Raw genomic sequence first — 15,747 nt, 5'->3', positions numbered from 1 at the left:
TTACCAACGCCCCCTGGAAACACGAACGGCCAGATAGCCGATGCCACCCGCCAGCGCGCCCAAACCGGCGACCAGCAGGCTCACGAACCCGATCTCGGTAACCATGACCGGACCATCTTATGCTGGCGCCCATGGCACGCTTACTGGTCGTCAAGGCAACCGCCGGGGCCGACGCTCCCGAGCGCTGCTCGCAGGCTTTCACGGTCGCGTCGACCGCGGCCGCGTCCGGCGTGGACGTCTCGTTCTGGCTGACCGGCGAGTCGACCTGGTTCGCCCTGCCCGGCCGGGCCGCCGAGTTCGAACTGCCGCACGCCGCTCCCCTGCCCGACCTGATCGACCTGCTGCTCGCCGAGGGCCGGGTCACCGCCTGCACCCAGTGCGCCGCCCGCCGCGACATCACGCCCGAGGCGGTGCTGCCCGGCATCCGGATCGCCGGCGCCGCCGTCTTCGTCGAGGAAGTGACCTCACCGGACGCCCAGGCCCTCGTCTACTGAGTGGCGGTCACCCGCACGTTCTTCCCGTCCGGCACCACGACCACCGAGGTGTCCCCCGCCCGATAGGCCCAGGCACTGGCGTCCGAGCGCAGCAGCGCAGCGCCCGCGCTCACCGTCCGCAGCCGCCCGGCCAGATCGGCCGGCTCGTCGAGCTCGACACTCCAGCTGGCCGCCACGCCGCCGTCCGGCCGGTTCACCGCCTGCACCTCCGGCGCCGCGGTGCCCCCACCCAGCGCCGCCAGCACCGCCTGGAACGCGGCCGGCGGCGCACCCGCATCGGGGTCGGTCTCGCCCGGAATCCGGTCACTGTCCGGACGACAGCCGCTGCTCAGCCGCAACGTCAGCACCTTGGCGGTGGCTTCGGCTTTGCCGTCGATCCCGATGAAGTTCCCGGCGTCGGCGTGAAAGCCCAGCCGCGTCCCACCCTTGTCCGACGCCAGCTCGGCCCGGTAACCCGGCGGGAGCCCGTCCGCGATGGCCTCCAGCGCCGTCCGGGCCGCCCCCTCCGGCACGTAGACGGTGAGGTCCCGGGCCGCCACCACCCCCGAGCGAAGCGGCGTGATCCGGCAGTTCCCGATCAGCTCCAGCCCGCCCAGCACGAGAGCCCGCCCGTCCCCGTCGGCCGCGGTGATGAGCACCCCCGCCGCCTGCTGCAACTCGGGCACGGCATCGGCGATGTCCCGCTGCTCGGGCACGCTGGCCTTCTCATGCCCGACCGACCACACCGACAGCCCGCCGAGCACCGCGATCCACGCGACAACCAGCCCGACCAGCCACCACCGCCGCTTCCTGGGATCCGTCACGGCAGCTGGGTGTACTCAGGTGAGGTCAGGAAGACGCAGGCGATCTGCAGCATCAGCTCTTGCCCAGCCGCTGCAGGGCGCCCAGCGCCACCTCGGGCTTCGTCGTGTACCAGAACGGGGGGAGCGACTTGCGCAGGAAAGCGCCGTAGCCCCGGGCCGTCTCCAGGCGGGAGTCGAGCACCGCGACGACGCCCTTGTCGCCGGTCGAGCGGATCAACCGGCCCACGCCCTGGGCCAGTCGGATCGCCGCGATCGGGACGCTCACCGAGGCGAAGCCCGAACCGCCGGCCGCGTCGACGGCGGCCGAGCGGGCCGCGGCCAGGGGCTCATCGGGGCGGGGGAACGGCAGGCGGTCGATGACCACGAGCTGGCACGCCTCGCCGGGGACGTCGACGCCCTGCCACAGCGACATCACGCCGAACAGGCAGCTCTCCTTGACCTCGCGGAATTTGCGGACCAGCAGCGGCAACGCTTCCTCGCCCTGCAGCAGGATCGGCAGGTCGGTGCGGGCGCGCAGCAGCTCGGCGGCCTGGGTGGCGGCCTTCCGGGAGGAGAACAGGCCCAGCGTGCGGCCGCCGATCGCCTCGACCAGCCGCAGCAACTCCTCGCCGGCCGCGTCGGGCAGGCCGGACGCCGCGGGCCGGGGCAGGTGCGCGGCGACGTACAGAATTCCCTGCTTGGGGTAGTCGAAGGGGGAACCCACGTCGAGCGACGTCCAGCCGTCACCCGAGGTGGGCGGGGCGCCGGCGGTGAGCGAGCCGGGGGCGGCGGTCTCGGCGACCGCGCTGCGGGCCGACGGCACGACCGGGGCGGAGGCGGGCAGGCCGAGCGAGCGGGCCACCGTGTCGAATCGACCGCCCAGGGTCAGGGTGGCCGAGGTGGCGACGACCGTGCGGTCCTCGTAGAGCCCCTGGGCCAGTGTGCCGGCCACCGACAGCGGCGCCACGACCAGCGCCCGGCGGCCGCTGCCCAGATCGGATTTCTCCACCCAGGCGACGTCGAAGTCGGACTCCTCGAGCAGCCGCTGGGCGGTGTCGGACAGGTCGCTCAGGGAAGCTTTGGCCTGCTGTTTGCGTACCGGATCGGGGTCGTCGCCCTTGATGTCGCCGATGGCCGTCAGGCCGGCCCGGGTGCCCGCCTCCAGCAACGTGACCGACTGCCGCAACAGGTCGGGAAGGCCGCCGGTCAGGCGGCCGGCCGGGGTCTCGGCCAGGCCCACCGTGAGGGCGTCGGCCGCCTCGGCCAGCTGCTCGGCGGTGGCCGGCGGGATGAAGGGCTTGGCGCGCCGGGACGAACGCTCGATCGCGTCGGGGGTCAGCTCGGCCTGGGCCGCCGACGAGACGCGGTCGGCCAACTCGTGGGCCTCGTCGATGACGAGCAGCTTGTGCGGCGGCACGATGTGCCGGTCGGCGAGCATGTCGACGGCGAGCAGGCTGTGGTTGGTGACCACGATGTCGGCCTCGCGAGCGCGGGCGCGGGAGGCCTCGGCGAAGCACTCCGCGCCGTAGGGGCATTTCTGCGCGCCGACGCAGTCCCGGGCCGGCATCGAGACCTGCCGCCACGCCGTCTCGTCGACGCCGGGGTCGAGCTCGTCGCGGTCGCCGGTGGTGGTCTTTTCCGACCAGGCCCGCAGGCGCTGGATCTGCTTGCCCAGCTTGCCGGCCTCACCCAGCCACTGTGCCTTGGGCGGCGCGTCGTCGAAGAGGGTGTCGGTCGGCGCCTCCTCGTCGGCGTGCTCCATCTTCGCCAGGCACAGGTAGTGGTGGCGGCCCTTGAGCACGGCGAACGTGGGGCGGCGGCCGAGGACCGGCTCGACCGCCTCGGCGAGGCGGGGCAGGTCGTGCTCGACCAACTGATTCTGCAGGGCGAGGGTCGCCGTCGACACCACCACCGGGCCGTCGACGAGCAGGGCCGGGGTCAGATATGCGAGGCTTTTTCCGGTGCCCGTGCCGGCCTGCACGAGCAGGTGCTCGCGCTCCTTGACCGCGCGGTCGATGGCGGCCACCATGGCCTGCTGGCCGGGGCGCTCACCGCCACCCGGGACCGCACCGACGGCGGCTGCTAGAAGTTGCTCGGCGGTCGCCTTCTTACGGGTAGCTGCGGGCACGCAGAGACGGTACCCGCCACCACCGACAGAAGCCGACCACCGTTAGGGTTCTCGTCATGCCGCAAGACATGGTCCGAGTCGTCTACACGAAGTACGACGGTTCGGCCCACCGGGACTATCCGGCTCGCCGCTTCGGCTCCGACGACCTCGGCGTGTGGGTCGGAGTGACGCACGGGACGCCGTCGGTCTACCACGGCCGCCCGTCGGTCGAGCAGATCCCGTTCGTCCTGCTGATCCCGCATCACGCCTGGTGGACGGGCATGTTCAACCCGCCGCCGCGGACCAGCGAGGTCTACTGCGACATCACCACGCCGGCCCGCTGGGAGGGCGACACGGTGCACATCATCGATCTGGACCTCGATGTGGTGCGCCGGCGCGAGTCCGGCCGGGTGGAGCTGCGCGACGAGGACGAGTTCGACGAGCACCGGGTGCAGTTCGGTTACCCCGACGACCTGGTGACCGAGGCCCAGGCGGCCGCGGCCAAGCTGATGGGCGCGCTCGGCGACGGCAGTGAGCCGTTCGCCACGCAGTACCACAAATACCTATCCGAGGTCACCCAATAGGATCTTGTCCGGGTTGAGCTGGTTGAACAGCCCGGTGATCCGGCCCTCGTCGACCGCGACGGCCAGCACGGACAGCAGCGGCCGCCCGTCGGCGTAGATGCCGCGCACCAGAACCCCGGCCGAGCCACTGACCACCACCGGCTCGACCGTGATCTCGCCCAGCTTGTTGCCCAGAATGCCCAGGTAGAAGCGGGCGACCCGGTCCGCGCCGACGACCGGCCGGGTGCCGACGCCGGGGATCAACCCGCCGCCGTCGCCGATGGCCACCACGTCGGGCGCCAGCACCGCGGCCAGCGCCTGCAGGTCGCCGCTGTTGGCCGCGGCCAGGAACGCGCTGAGCACCTCGCGCTGCTCGGCGAGCCCGGCCGAATGCCGCACCCCGCCCTCGCTGACCGCCCGGCGACCGCGGGAGGCGTGCTGGCGGGCGGTGCTCTCGGTGGTGCCGAGCACGGTCGCGACCTCCTCGAACGGCACCGCGAAGGCGTCGTGCAGGACCAGCGCCACACGCTGCTCCGGGGTGAGTCGTTCGAGGACCACGAGCAGGGCCAGGGCGACCTGGTCGCTCATCTCGGCCCGCTCGCTCGGCCCGGGGTCCGGGTCGACGGAGTACGCCGGAAGCCACTGCCCCGGATAGGCCTCCCGGCTCACCCGCGCCGACTTGAGCACGTCGAGGCAGATGCGGCCGGTGACCGTGGTGAGCCAGCCGCGCAGGTCGCGGATCTCGCCGCCGTCCCGGGCCCGGGCGTATCGCAGCCAGGCTTCCTGCACCGCGTCCTCGGCCTCGGCCCGGCTGCCCAGCATCCGGTAGGCCAGGGCCAGCAGGTGGGGACGCTCCGCCTCGAACTCGTCGGCGGTGGTGGCGGCGGTCGGCGACGGCATGGGGGAATTCTGCGCGAGATTACCCGGGCTCGGGTACCGGATGTGACACAGTAGTAAACACCCATTTCGGGCTAATCGGATGGAGCGTTGTGAGCAACGGTGCGACGATCGCCGGCAGCCTGGCCGGCCTTGCCGGTCTCGCGGGCGCGGTGTCGGTCGGCACCGTCCTCGCGCGGCGGCCCGGCCCGTTCCTGCCGACCGGGCACGCCATCGCCCTGCCCAAACAGATCGACCCGCTGCCCGACGTGCTCCGGCGCGGCCTCGGCGGCCTCACCGTCCCGGTCACCCCAGGACCGCACGGCGAGCTCTTCCTCGGCCCGGGCGGGCCACAACCCGGGCGTACGCTGCGCCGGCTGGTCCTCACGCCACTCTTCGCGCGGGCCCGCAGCCGTGGTGGCCGCCTCGCCCGTGACCAGCAGGTGCCGTTCCGGCTGGTCGTCGAGTTCGTCGGGGCCAACCGCGAGGCGGAGACGCTGCTCCGCGCGTACCGCATGCTGGATCAGCAGCTGCGGGACCATGCCGCCCTGCTCAGCCACTGCGAAGGCGGAAGCCTCGTGCCGGGCGCCGTCACCGTCTCGGTGACCGGCATCGTCGACGTGCGGGAACTGCTCGCCGGCCAGGAGAAGCGGTACGCCTTCGCGGACGGCACCTTCGACGACCTCGGCTCCCGGTCGGCGCCACCCACCCTGGTCCCGATGATCAGCGAACCGTGGACCCGCCGGTTCGGCTGGGACGGCCGCGAACCGATCTCCGCCGAGGAACGCCACCTGCTGCACGCCCTGGTCCGCCAGGCCCACGAGGACGGCCGTACGGTCCGGATCACCGGCCTGCCGGACGGCTCCCGCCGGGCCCGCCGGGCGATCTGGACCGAACTCGGTGCCGCCGGGGTCGACGTCATCGCCGACACCGACCAGCTCGGACTGGTCCGGCACCTGCGCCGCCACCCGGTGAGCCGCTGGGTGCCGCGCGCGCCGCTACCCACCCGGGCCGTCCGCCGTTCCTCGCCGCGACCACACCCGGCCCGGCCGGACCGGCGTCACGAGCCGGTGTAAACGCCGGCAAAAGAGGGCATCGGTGGGCTGCCGGGCCGGGCGAACGCAAAGTGAACCCCGAGCGACCGCTAGCATGCCCGGAGATCCGTCCCACCCCCGTCGATCGAGGTCCGCGCCGTGAAGTTCTCCTTCCGCCCCGTCGAGGGGGCCTTCTACGACCTCTTCACGTCCGCCGCGCACAACCTGGTCAAGGGCACCGAGTTGCTCAACGAGCTGGCGCTGCCCGGGGTGGACGTGCAGTCGGTCAGCGACCGCCTGACCGATGTGGAACACGACAGCGACCAGATCACCCACGACCTCTACAAAAAGATCAACTCGACCTTCATCACCCCGTTCGACCGGGCCGACATCTACTCACTCGGCTCCCAGCTCGACGACGTGATGGACCACCTCGAAGCGGTCGGCAACCTCCTTTACCTGTACGGGCTGACCGAACTGCCGTCGCTGCCCCGCGAGATGCACGAGCTGATCAACGTGCTCGACCAGCAGGCGAAGATCACCGCCGAGGCGATGCCGCGACTGCGCTCTATGAAGGGCCTCGAGGAATACTGGATCGAGGTCAACCGCCTGGAGAACGACGGCGACCGCGCCTACCGCATGCTGCTGGTCCGCCTCTTCTCCGGCGAGTACGACGCTCTCACCGTGCTCAAGATGAAGGAGGTCGCCGACGAGCTGGAGGCGGCCTGCGACGCCTTCGAGCACGTGGCGAACACCGTCGAGACCATCGCGGTCAAGGAGTCCTAGACCTTGTCAGCCGAACTCATCGCCGTCCTCGCGGTGATCCTGGCGGCGATGGTGTTCGACTACACCAACGGCTTCCACGACGCGGCGAACGCCATTGCCACCAGCGTCAGCACCCGGGCCCTGACTCCGCGGGTCGCGCTGCTCATGGCGGCCATCGGCAACTTCATCGGCACCCACTTCGGCGAGAAGGTCGCGAAGACCGTCGGCAGCGGCCTCATCGATGTGCCGCAGGAACTCAGCGGCCTGGCGCTGGTCCTGGCCGGTGTGCTGGGTGCCATCGCCTGGAACCTGATCACCTGGTATTTCGGGCTGCCCTCGTCGTCCTCGCACGCGCTGATCGGCGGCCTGGTCGGCGCGGCCCTCGTCGCCGGCGCCGGCGTGCACTGGAACGGCATCCTCGAAAAAGTGGTCCTGCCGATGATCCTTTCCCCGGTGGCCGGCTTCGTGCTCGGCTTCCTGGTCATGGTCGCCCTGATGTGGACCTTCCGAAAGGGCCGCCCCGCCAAGCTGAACCGCGGCTTCCGCTGGGCCCAGACCGTCTCGGCCGCTCTGATGTCGATCGGGCACGGCCTGCAGGACGCTGCGAAAACCATCGGCGTCGTGGTGCTGGCCCTCTACGTAGGCGGCTTCCAGAGCGACAAGGACCACATCCCGCAGTGGGCGTACTGGACGTCGGCGACGGTGCTGGCGCTCGGCACGTACGCCGGCGGCTGGCGCATCATCCGCACCCTGGGCCGAAAGATCATCGACCTGGGCCCACCGGAGGGTTTCGCCGCCGAGGCGGTGGCGAGCAGCCTGCTCTTCACGTTCGGCATCGGCCTGGGCGCCCCGATCAGCACCACCCACACGATCACCTCGGCGATCATGGGCGTAGGCGCCACCAAGAAGCTGTCGGCGGTCCGCTGGGGCGTGGCCGGCAACATCGTCGGCGCCTGGATCCTGACCTTCCCGGGCGCCGGCGGCATCGCCGCCCTCTGCTACTTCGCCGTCCGCCCCCTCTTCAACTGAGCCGCCGGTTGCAGCAGCGGGGGCCGCGATCTTGAAGAACTGCTGTTCGCTCCGAACAGGAAGTCGTCATGCTCGCGGTTCTGGACCGACTTGAGCATCTCCTCGCATCAGCGCCCGCTGCTCGACGCGGTCCGCGTCATGCCAGTGGGGATCGATTTCACGAGCCTTCGCCTTGACATCGCGCCAGTCCGTGAAATCGCTCATCAGCGTTCCTCTCCGGCTCCGCCAGGTGCACCGCAAGGCGGGCATTCGCTAGTCTTGAAGCTAGCTGACTCGCGACTATAGCGCGACAAGGTTGCCTCGCCGAAGGAGGACGGCATGCAGAACCGCGCCGAGGACGGTACCGCGCTGACGCTGGGTGGCTCGCCAAAGCGGAAGCTCAGACACGCGGGAGGATCGGCCAGGGCGACGTCGGGGCGGTGAGGTGGCGGCCGTCGCAGGCGGGCGGCACCCCACCGCTTGACTCCTAGATCGACCACCAGACGGTGGTGTCCGGCGGGAGTATGGCGGTGCCGTCTTCCACCGTTACCGGGCCGCTGGTGGTCAGCAGCCGGCCGGGGGCTTGCAGCCGGGCCGGCTCGGTGCTCATGTTGACCGTGCAGCGGAAGCCTGCGCCTCGGTCGAAGGTGAGTACGCCGGCCGGTGCGTCGCGCCAGGTCAGGGGGTCGGCGGCGGCGAAGACCTTGCGGCGCAGGGTCAGCGCCTCGCGGTACATGGTCAGCGTGGAGCCGGCCACGCCGTCCTGAGCTTCCACGCTCAGCGACGCCCACGAGTCGGGCTGGGGCAGCCAGCTGGGGCCGCCCTCGGGACCGAAGCCGTAGGGTGCGGAAGTGCCCGACCACGGGATCGGCACCCGGCAGCCGTCGCGGTAGCCGTCCTGGCCGGTCGCGCGGTGGAACGCCGGGTCCTGACGCACCTCCGGCGGCAGGTCGATGACCTCCGGCAGGCCCAGCTCCTCGCCCTGGTAGAGGTAGGCGGAGCCGGGCAGCGCGAGCAGCAGCAGCGACGCCGCCCGGGCTCGGCGCAGGCCGGCGACCCGGTCGACCTCGGTGGGCTTCCTGCCGGCCACGTCGCCCTCGTTGACCTGCATGAGGCGGTGGGTGTGCCGGACCACGTCGTGGTTGGACAGCGTCCACGTGGTGGGTGCGCCGACTGCGTCGTTGGCGGCCAGCGAGGCGTCGATCATGGCGCGCTGCGCGCCGGCTTCCCAGGCCGTGCCCAGGTAGCTGAAGTTGAACGCCTGGTGCAGTTCGTCGGGGCGGACGTAGTTGGCCACCCGGGAGAGGGTGGGCGCCCAGGCCTCGGCCACCGCGATGCGCTCGCCGGGGTACTCGTCGAGGATCCGGCGCCAGCTGCGGTAGATGTCGTGCACGCCGTCGCGGTCGAAGCACGGGCTCTCGCCGACGTCGAGCAGGTGCCAGGTCGCCTCGTGGCCGATGTCCGGCAGGCCTTCTTCCTTCACCAGGCCGTGCGCCACGTCGATGCGGAAACCGTCAACCCCAAGGTCCAGCCAGAAGCGCAGAATCGTACGGAACTCGTCGGCGACCGCCGGGTGGTCCCAGTTGAAGTCGGGCTGTTCGGGGGCGAACAGGTGCATGTACCACTGGCCGTCCTCGACCCGAGTCCACGCCGGACCACCGAAGATGGACGGCCAGTCGTTCGGCGGGAGCTCGCCCTGTGAACCGCGGCCGTCCCGGAAGTGATACCGCTCGCGCAGCGGTGAGCCGGGCCCCTCGGCGAGCGCCTGCTGGAACCAGACGTGCTGGTCCGAGGAGTGGTTGGGCACCAGGTCGACGATGACGCGCAGGCCGATCTCGTGCGCGTCGGCGACCAGGCCGCGGGCGTCGTCGACGGTGCCGAAGATCGGATCCACGGTGCGGTAGTCGGCCACGTCGTAGCCGGCGTCGGCCTGCGGGGACAGGTAGAACGGCGAGAGCCACACCGCGTCGACGCCGAGATCACGCAGGTACGGCAGGCGGCTGCGGATGCCCGGCAGGTCGCCGATGCCGTCACCGTTCAGGTCGGCGAAGCTGCGGGGATAGATCTGGTAGATCACCGCATCGCGCCACCACGAAGACAACCCTGAAGTCATAAGCCAGCACCGTAGCAGGTTACTAACTCGTGTTACATCAGCGGTTTGACCGCCGAGTCGCGGACCATCAGGTTGGTGCCGAGCAGCTGGTGGGGGTGCTGGTCCTCCCCCCGAACGGCAGAGATGAGGAAAGCAGCGGCACTTCTGCCCTTGGTGACTATGGGCTGCCGCACGGTGGTCAGCCGCGGCCGGAACCAGGCCGACTCGGCCAGGTCGTCGAAGCCGGTCACCGAGACGTCGTCGGGCACGCTGAGGCCCAGCTCCTGCAGGGCGTCCACCGCGCCGTAGGCGAGCACGTCGGAGAGCGCCATGATCGCGGTCGGCCGCTCCGGCGCGGCCAGCAGTTCCTTGGTCGCGCGGTAACCGTCGACCCGCGTCACCGGCACCTCGGCCAGCGCGACGTCGGCCATGGTCAGGCCGGATGCGGCGAGGGCATCCTCGATGCCACTCATCCGGCGGCCCAACGGGCCGCGATATCCCCGCTCGGCGACGTCCGGTCCGGGTGCGATGGAGAGTACGGCGATCCGCCGGTGACCGAGCTCCAGCAGGTAGCGGGTCACCTCCCGGGCCCCGCCCCAGTCGTCCACCTCGACACTCGGCGCGTTCTCGTAGCGGTCCGAGTCGATCAGCACGAACGGGATGTCCCGCCGGATCAGCTCGGCCACCTCCGCCCCCTCGGTCTCCAGACCGCAGACGATGAAGCCGTCCACCGCGGCGTACGGAATCGCCTTGAGCACCGAGTCCTGCAGCGGCGGGGTGAGCAGCAGGGTGTAACCCTCCTGGTCGCAGATCTGCCCGACCCCCATCAGGAAGCGGGCGTAGTACGGGTTCTCCAGGATCTGCGCGAGCCGCTGCGGCAGCAGCACGCCGATCGAGTTGGTGGTGCCGGCCTGCAGCATCCGGGCCAGCGTGTTCGGCGCATACCCCAGGTCGGCGGCCACCGCGAGAATCCGCTCGCGAGTGGCCGTCGAGATGCGCTGCGGGTTGTTGAACGCGAACGAGACGGCGGACCGGGAGACCCCCGCGGCCGCGGCCACATCGCTCGAAGTCGGCTTGCCGCCGACTCTTCTCGACGGCATGCGGACCACTTTAGTCAGTAGACGACGCCGATATCCGCACGGATCGTGTCCAGGAGGCCCATCAGCTCGAGCGTGGTGGCGTGCGACATGAGCGGGCTTTCCAGCTCACCGGCCAGGATGCAACGCTGCACCTCGGCCGCCTCGAACTGGTAGCCGTTTCCCTCGAACGGGACCTCGACCGTCTCGGGATCGTGGCCGGCCCGGTTCAGCACGAACGACCGCGGCATGAAGAAGCCGGGCGGCAGGTCGATCCGGCCGTCGGTGCCGGTGATCGACGCGGCGTTGCGGCTCTCACCGTTGATGCTGCAGGTCAGCGCGCCGACCGCGCCGGGCTGCCAGCCGAGCAGCACGCCGGTGTTCTCGTCCACGCCCTCCGGCGTCAGGTGCGCCCACGCGTGCACCGAGGTGGGCGCGCCCATGATCAGGTGGGCCAGGTTGATCGGGTAGACGCCGAGGTCGAGCAGCGCGCCGCCGCCCAGCCGCGGGTTGCGCAGCCGGTGCTCGGGCTCGAACGGGCCCTGCAGGCCGAAGTCGGCGTGGATCGCACTGACCCAGCCGATCGCGCCCTCCTCGACCAGCTCGTGGATCTTGCGGATGGCCGGGTTGAACCGCATCCACATCGCTTCCATCAGGAAGACGTTGTTGGTGCGCGCGGCCTGCACCAGCTGAGCCGCCGCGACCAGGTCCAGCGTGATCGGCTTCTCGACCAGGACGGCCTTGCCGGCCTCGATGCACCGCAACGCGGCGTCGAAGTGCTGCGCGTGCGGGGTCGCGATGTAGACGACGTCGACCTCGGGGTCGGCGGCGAGATCCGCGTACGAGCCGTGGGCGCGGGCGAAACCGTAGCGCTCGGCGAACGCGGCCGCGGTCTCGGCCGACCGGGAACCGACGGCGGCGAGCTCGGCGCCCTCGACCAGCGGGAGGTCCTTGGCGAACTGGGCGGCGATCCCGCCGGGGCCGACGATGCCCCAGCGCACCTTCTGAGCAGTCATGATCACAACGTTATCCGCCGCCCGTCCGACCGCCCCGACGACCGCCCAATATCGGGCTGACGGCCGGTCCGGTGGGAGGATCGACCGGTGACCGACGCAGAGCCAGGCACGCTGACCTTTCCGATCCCCGAGGCGATGGTCCGGCGGGCGCGCGAGTTCCGCGGCGAGCCGGCCACCCCGCGGCCCGCGGCCACCGTCGTCCTCCTGCGCCCCGACGAGGACAAATTCCAGCTGTACGTGCTGAAGCGCGCGAAAACCATGGTGTTCGGCGGTCTCTACGCATTCCCGGGTGGCGGGGTCGACCCCACCGACCGGCCCGAGACCCTCCGCACCGACTGGGCCTCGCGGCTCGGCGTCGCTGACGAGCAGGCCCGGGCCATCGTCGGCGCCGCCGCCCGCGAGCTGTTCGAGGAGGCGGGCGTCCTTCTGGCCGGGCCGCTCGACGAACCGGACCGGACGGTCAGCGACGGAACGCTGGGCGGTTCCGTGACGCACGGCCGGGAGGTCGACGACGACCTGGTGGTGGGCGACGTCAGCGCGGCCGACTGGGAGGCGGACCGGGCCGCCATCGCCGCCCGCGAGCTGACCCTGACCGAGGTCCTGCAGCGCCGTGGCCTACGGCTGCGCGACGACCTGCTGTTCCCGTGGGCGCGCTGGATCACCCCGGAGTTCGAGCCGAAGCGGTTCGACACCTGGTTCTTCGTCGCTCTCCTGCCGGAAGGGCAGACGGCGCGCGACGTGTCCGGTGAGAGTGAGGTGGCCGCGTGGGCCCGCGCGCAGGCGGCCGAGGAGCTTCCGATGCTCCCGCCTACGTTGTCGACAGTGAACTCTTTCCGCCCGTACGAAAAAATTGCGGAAGTGATCGCGGCCTCGAGTCGCCGCGATGCCGCGACGCCGGTCATGCCTCGCGTTGTCTTTCGCGAAGACGGCAGCGCCCTGCTGCACATCGAATGAGCAGCAGGGCGCTGTGACGCGGAGAAAGACCTAGCCGAAGCGGCCGGTGATGTAGTCCTCGGTCTTCTTCTGGGTCGGGTTGCTGAAGATCTTCTGGGTGTCGTCGTACTCGATCAGGCGGCCGGGGTCACCCGTCTTGTCGATCGAGAAGAAGCCGGTCTTGTCGCTGACCCGGGCGGCCTGCTGCATGTTGTGCGTGACGATGATGATCGTGAAGCGGTCCTTCAGCTTGAACATCAGGTCCTCGATCGCCAGCGTCGAGATCGGGTCGAGCGCCGAGCAGGGCTCGTCCATCAGCACGACCTGCGGCTCGACCGCGATGGTGCGGGCGATGCAGAGACGCTGCTGCTGGCCGCCGGAGAGGCCGGCACCGGGCCGGTTGAGCCGGTCCTTGACCTCGTTCCAGAGGTTCGCCGACTTCAGCGACTGCTCGGCCGCGTCGTCCAGCGCCGACTTCTTCTTGACGCCGTTCAGCTTGAGGCCGGCCACCACGTTCTCGTAGATCGACATCGTCGGGAACGGGTTGGGGCGCTGGAACACCATGCCGATCAGCCGACGGACGGCGGTGACGTCGACGTCCGGGTCGTAGATGTTCTGCTCGTCGATGGTCAGCCGGCCCTCGATGCGGGCGTTCGGCAGCACCTCGTGCATCCGGTTGATCGACCGGAGGAACGTGGACTTGCCGCAACCGGACGGGCCGATCAGGGCGGTGATCGTCTTGGGCTCGACGGTCATCGAGATGCTGTCGATCGCCTTGAACGAACCGTAGTAGGAGGAGACGTTGCTCGCCTCGATGCGCTTGGCCATGGTCATACCTCTTAACGGGTCAAACTGTTGCGACGGGCGAGCATCTTGGCGGCGATCGTCAGCACCAGCACGATCGCGACCAGGGTCAGCGCGGCGGTCCAGGCGCGCGCCGGGGCGTACTTCGAGGCGTCGCCGGCCTGCTGGTAGACGAAGAGCGCCAGCGAGGACTGGTTGCCGTTGAACGGGTCGAAGTTGATCGCGGCAGCACCGCCGGCGACCAGCAGGACCGGTGCCGTCTCGCCGGCGGCGCGGGCGATCGCCAGCATGACGCCGGTGACGATGCCGGGCAGCGCGGTCGGCACGACGATCTTGAGGATCGTCTTCCACTGCGGAACGCCGAGGGCGTAGGCGCCCTCTCGCAGCGGGCCGGGCACCAGGCGCAGCATCTCCTCGGTGGACCGCACGATCGTCGGCAACATCAGCACCGACAGTGCCAGCGAGGCGGCGAAGCCGGAGAACCGCGGGTTCCCGTCGTTGAACCACGGGCTCACGATCAGCACCCAGAACGACAGGACGAACAGGCCGGCCACGATCGACGGGATACCGGTCATCACGTCCACGAAGAACCGGACGGTGCCGGCGAACTTGCCTCGGCCGTACTCGACCAGGTAGATCGCGCCGAGCACACCCAGCGGAACCGCGATCAGGGCGGCGATGCCGACCTGCTCGAGGGTGCCGATGATGGCGTGGTAAGCGCCACCGTTCTGGTCGCGGGCGCCGATGTTGTTCATCGAGGTGCCGAAGAAGTCGCCGTCGAGCCGGCCGACGCCCTTGGAGACCAGGGTCCAGACGACGCTCGCGAGCGGGAGGATCGCCAGGATGCAGGCCGAGTAGATCAGCGACTTCCAGGCCCGGTTGCGGGCGGCCCGGCGGCCTTCGACCCGGCCGGCCGCGTAGAGCAGCCCGACGAGGTAGAAGACCCAGCCCAGTACGACGATGAGCACCCAGTTGCCGATGCCGAAGCCCAGCACGACGGCCGCGGCGATCACGAACGCGGCCACCGCGACGCCGAGGTTGGCGACCAACGACAGCTTCTTGGTGCGGATGTTGTCGGGCGTCATGACGACGCCGGCGAGCTCACGATCTAGAAGGCTCATGCGGCACTGTCCCGGAACTCGCGACGACGGTAGATGATCGCCCGGGCCGCCATGTTGACCACCAGGGTGATGGCGAACAGCACCAGACCGGAGGCGATCAGAGCGCCGCGACCGGTGGCGTTGGCCTCGCCGAACGTGTTGGCGATGTTGGCGGCGATCGAGTTGCCGCCGTTCTCGATCACGTTGAACGAGATGCTGAAGACGGTGCCGAGGGTCAGCGCCAGGGCGATCGTCTCACCGAGTGCGCGGCCGAGGCCGAGCATCACCGCGGCGATCACACCGGGCTTGCCGTACGGCAGGACCGCGGTGCGGATCATCTCCCACTTGGTGGCGCCCAGGGCGAGCGCGGCCTCCTCGTTCATCCCCGGGGTCTGCTGGAAGACCTCGCGGGACAGGGAGGTGACGATCGGCAGCACCATGATCGCCAGCACCAGGCTGCCGAGCAGGATCGACCGGCCGAACGGGCCGTCGCCACCGAAGATCGGCAGCCAGCTGAAGTAGTGGTTGAGCCAGACCGAGAAGTCACGCACCGGCTCGAGGAAGACGTCCCGGCCCCAGAGTCCGAAGACCACACTGGGCACGGCCGCGAGCAGGTCGATGACGAAGCCGAGCGGGTTGGCGAGCCGCTTGGGCGCGTAGTGCGAGAGGAACAGAGCGATGCCGAGGGCGATCGGCACCGCGACGATCAGGGCGATCACCGAGGACAGCACCGTGCCGAAGGCGAGCGCCGCGATACCGAACTTGGGGTCGGCGTCGTTCGGGAACCACTGCTTGTAGCTCAGGAAGTTCACCGTGTCGGCGCGCAGCGCCGGGACGGCCTTCGAGATCAGGAAGATCGCGATGGCCACGATGATGACGAGCACCATGGCACCGGCGGCCGTGGAGAGCCCGCGGAACCCGCTCTCCATCGAGAAACGGGCCTTCTTGGGCAGGCCGTCACCGCCACCGATCGGGGGTTCGTAACTACTCGGCGAAACGCCGGTGCCGGCGGACCGGGCGTGACGTCCTGTCACGCCCGAGCCGCCGGCGGTGGCGTTCGTCGAGCTCGAGGGGTAGTCACCCATCTGCTCGCTCGC

General features: G+C 70.3%; 17 protein-coding genes. 6 read left to right on the top strand and 11 right to left on the bottom strand.

The window, feature by feature from the left end:
* A complete protein-coding gene (mtfM, locus tag Ato02nite_RS52600) occupies positions 1-105 on the bottom strand; it encodes a small membrane protein MtfM (RefSeq protein WP_275407434.1) in 105 nt (34 codons plus the stop codon).
* Positions 106-119: 14 nt separating this feature from the next.
* On the opposite strand from mtfM, the gene Ato02nite_RS26780 reads away from it, so the two are divergent.
* Entirely contained in the window at positions 120-494 is a 375-nt protein-coding gene (locus Ato02nite_RS26780) for a DsrE family protein (protein WP_213009384.1), read from the top strand.
* On the opposite strand, the gene Ato02nite_RS26775 is transcribed toward Ato02nite_RS26780, so the two are convergent.
* Positions 488-1,297 carry a hypothetical protein gene (locus Ato02nite_RS26775; protein WP_213009383.1) on the bottom strand — a complete coding sequence of 270 codons (810 nt, stop codon included), beginning with the start codon at positions 1,295-1,297 and terminating at the stop codon, positions 488-490. The two genes, Ato02nite_RS26780 and Ato02nite_RS26775, sit on opposite strands and share 7 nt — an antisense overlap.
* A gap of 52 nt (positions 1,298-1,349) precedes the next feature.
* Entirely contained in the window at positions 1,350-3,404 is a 2,055-nt protein-coding gene (locus tag Ato02nite_RS26770; RefSeq protein ID WP_213009382.1) for an ATP-dependent DNA helicase, read from the bottom strand.
* Between the two features lie 56 nt (positions 3,405-3,460).
* On the opposite strand from Ato02nite_RS26770, the gene Ato02nite_RS26765 reads away from it, so the two are divergent.
* Entirely contained in the window at positions 3,461-3,967 is a 507-nt protein-coding gene (locus tag Ato02nite_RS26765) for a DUF402 domain-containing protein (RefSeq protein WP_213009381.1), read from the top strand.
* Here the strand turns inward: Ato02nite_RS26765 and sigJ are convergent.
* Positions 3,947-4,846, bottom strand: coding sequence for an RNA polymerase sigma factor SigJ (gene sigJ, locus Ato02nite_RS26760; RefSeq protein ID WP_213009380.1), 900 nt, complete (start codon positions 4,844-4,846; stop codon positions 3,947-3,949). The genes Ato02nite_RS26765 and sigJ overlap by 21 nt on opposite strands.
* Positions 4,847-4,935: 89 nt before the next feature.
* Between sigJ and Ato02nite_RS26755 the strand changes: the two genes are divergently transcribed.
* The 3 genes from Ato02nite_RS26755 to Ato02nite_RS26745 all read left to right on the top strand — a co-directional run bounded on the left by Ato02nite_RS26755 (position 4,936) and on the right by Ato02nite_RS26745 (position 7,650).
* Positions 4,936-5,898 carry a PI-PLC domain-containing protein gene (locus Ato02nite_RS26755; RefSeq protein WP_213009379.1) on the top strand — a complete coding sequence of 321 codons (963 nt, stop codon included), beginning with the start codon at positions 4,936-4,938 and terminating at the stop codon, positions 5,896-5,898.
* Positions 5,899-6,015: 117 nt separating this feature from the next.
* A complete protein-coding gene (locus tag Ato02nite_RS26750; RefSeq protein ID WP_213009378.1) occupies positions 6,016-6,642 on the top strand; it encodes a DUF47 domain-containing protein in 627 nt (208 codons plus the stop codon).
* A 3-nt stretch (positions 6,643-6,645) separates the two neighbouring features.
* Positions 6,646-7,650 (top strand): inorganic phosphate transporter, encoded by a 1,005-nt coding sequence (locus Ato02nite_RS26745; protein WP_213009377.1) that lies wholly within the window; start codon positions 6,646-6,648, stop codon positions 7,648-7,650.
* A gap of 66 nt (positions 7,651-7,716) precedes the next feature.
* Here the strand turns inward: Ato02nite_RS26745 and Ato02nite_RS26740 are convergent, their stop codons facing one another.
* From Ato02nite_RS26740 to Ato02nite_RS26725, 4 genes are all read right to left on the bottom strand, one after another.
* Positions 7,717-7,854, bottom strand: a complete 138-nt coding sequence (locus Ato02nite_RS26740; RefSeq protein ID WP_213009376.1) for a hypothetical protein — start codon at positions 7,852-7,854, stop codon at positions 7,717-7,719.
* Positions 7,855-8,116: 262 nt separating this feature from the next.
* Positions 8,117-9,742, bottom strand: coding sequence for a glycoside hydrolase family 13 protein (locus Ato02nite_RS26735; RefSeq protein WP_213009375.1), 1,626 nt, complete (start codon positions 9,740-9,742; stop codon positions 8,117-8,119).
* A gap of 32 nt (positions 9,743-9,774) precedes the next feature.
* On the bottom strand, positions 9,775-10,821 hold the full coding sequence (locus Ato02nite_RS26730) for a LacI family DNA-binding transcriptional regulator (protein ID WP_213009374.1): 1,047 nt from the start codon (positions 10,819-10,821) through the stop codon (positions 9,775-9,777).
* A gap of 14 nt (positions 10,822-10,835) precedes the next feature.
* Positions 10,836-11,813 carry a Gfo/Idh/MocA family protein gene (locus Ato02nite_RS26725; protein WP_213009373.1) on the bottom strand — a complete coding sequence of 326 codons (978 nt, stop codon included), beginning with the start codon at positions 11,811-11,813 and terminating at the stop codon, positions 10,836-10,838.
* A 135-nt stretch (positions 11,814-11,948) separates the two neighbouring features.
* On the opposite strand from Ato02nite_RS26725, the gene Ato02nite_RS26720 reads away from it, so the two are divergent.
* Positions 11,949-12,767, top strand: coding sequence for an NUDIX hydrolase (locus tag Ato02nite_RS26720; protein ID WP_213009422.1), 819 nt, complete (start codon positions 11,949-11,951; stop codon positions 12,765-12,767).
* 30 nt (positions 12,768-12,797) lie between these two features.
* Here the strand turns inward: Ato02nite_RS26720 and pstB are convergent, their stop codons facing one another.
* Genes pstB through pstC form a run of 3 tightly spaced genes read right to left on the bottom strand, consistent with a single transcriptional unit; the run spans position 12,798 to position 15,735 of the window.
* Positions 12,798-13,574 carry a phosphate ABC transporter ATP-binding protein PstB gene (pstB, locus tag Ato02nite_RS26715; RefSeq protein WP_203812058.1) on the bottom strand — a complete coding sequence of 259 codons (777 nt, stop codon included), beginning with the start codon at positions 13,572-13,574 and terminating at the stop codon, positions 12,798-12,800.
* Between the two features lie 11 nt (positions 13,575-13,585).
* Complete coding sequence (gene pstA / locus Ato02nite_RS26710) at positions 13,586-14,635, bottom strand: phosphate ABC transporter permease PstA (protein ID WP_438873077.1); 1,050 nt, start codon at positions 14,633-14,635, stop codon at positions 13,586-13,588.
* 32 nt (positions 14,636-14,667) lie between these two features.
* Positions 14,668-15,735 carry a phosphate ABC transporter permease subunit PstC gene (gene pstC, locus Ato02nite_RS26705; protein WP_213009371.1) on the bottom strand — a complete coding sequence of 356 codons (1,068 nt, stop codon included), beginning with the start codon at positions 15,733-15,735 and terminating at the stop codon, positions 14,668-14,670.
* Positions 15,736-15,747: the final 12 nt, after the last annotated feature.

The sequence above is a fragment of the Paractinoplanes toevensis genome (assembly GCF_018332695.1).
In the GTDB taxonomy this organism is placed as follows: domain Bacteria; phylum Actinomycetota; class Actinomycetes; order Mycobacteriales; family Micromonosporaceae; genus Actinoplanes; species Actinoplanes toevensis.
This window is presented reverse-complemented; position numbering and strand designations above follow the sequence as displayed.

What these genes read in the sequence shown, in the direction of transcription:
- mtfM (WP_275407434.1), bottom strand. Translation starts at nt 105, where the DNA reads ATGGTTACCGAGATCGGGTTCGTGAGCCTGCTGGTCGCCGGTTTGGGC.
- Ato02nite_RS26780 (WP_213009384.1), top strand. Translation starts at nt 120, where the DNA reads ATGCTGGCGCCCATGGCACGCTTACTGGTCGTCAAGGCAACCGCCGGG.
- Ato02nite_RS26765 (WP_213009381.1), top strand. Translation starts at nt 3,461, where the DNA reads ATGCCGCAAGACATGGTCCGAGTCGTCTACACGAAGTACGACGGTTCG.
- sigJ (WP_213009380.1), bottom strand. Translation starts at nt 4,846, where the DNA reads ATGCCGTCGCCGACCGCCGCCACCACCGCCGACGAGTTCGAGGCGGAG.
- Ato02nite_RS26740 (WP_213009376.1), bottom strand. Translation starts at nt 7,854, where the DNA reads ATGAGCGATTTCACGGACTGGCGCGATGTCAAGGCGAAGGCTCGTGAA.
- Ato02nite_RS26735 (WP_213009375.1), bottom strand. Translation starts at nt 9,742, where the DNA reads ATGACTTCAGGGTTGTCTTCGTGGTGGCGCGATGCGGTGATCTACCAG.
- Ato02nite_RS26730 (WP_213009374.1), bottom strand. Translation starts at nt 10,821, where the DNA reads ATGCCGTCGAGAAGAGTCGGCGGCAAGCCGACTTCGAGCGATGTGGCC.
- Ato02nite_RS26725 (WP_213009373.1), bottom strand. Translation starts at nt 11,813, where the DNA reads ATGACTGCTCAGAAGGTGCGCTGGGGCATCGTCGGCCCCGGCGGGATC.
- Ato02nite_RS26720 (WP_213009422.1), top strand. Translation starts at nt 11,949, where the DNA reads ATGGTCCGGCGGGCGCGCGAGTTCCGCGGCGAGCCGGCCACCCCGCGG.
- pstB (WP_203812058.1), bottom strand. Translation starts at nt 13,574, where the DNA reads ATGGCCAAGCGCATCGAGGCGAGCAACGTCTCCTCCTACTACGGTTCG.
- pstA (WP_438873077.1), bottom strand. Translation starts at nt 14,635, where the DNA reads ATGACGCCCGACAACATCCGCACCAAGAAGCTGTCGTTGGTCGCCAAC.
- pstC (WP_213009371.1), bottom strand. Translation starts at nt 15,735, where the DNA reads ATGGGTGACTACCCCTCGAGCTCGACGAACGCCACCGCCGGCGGCTCG.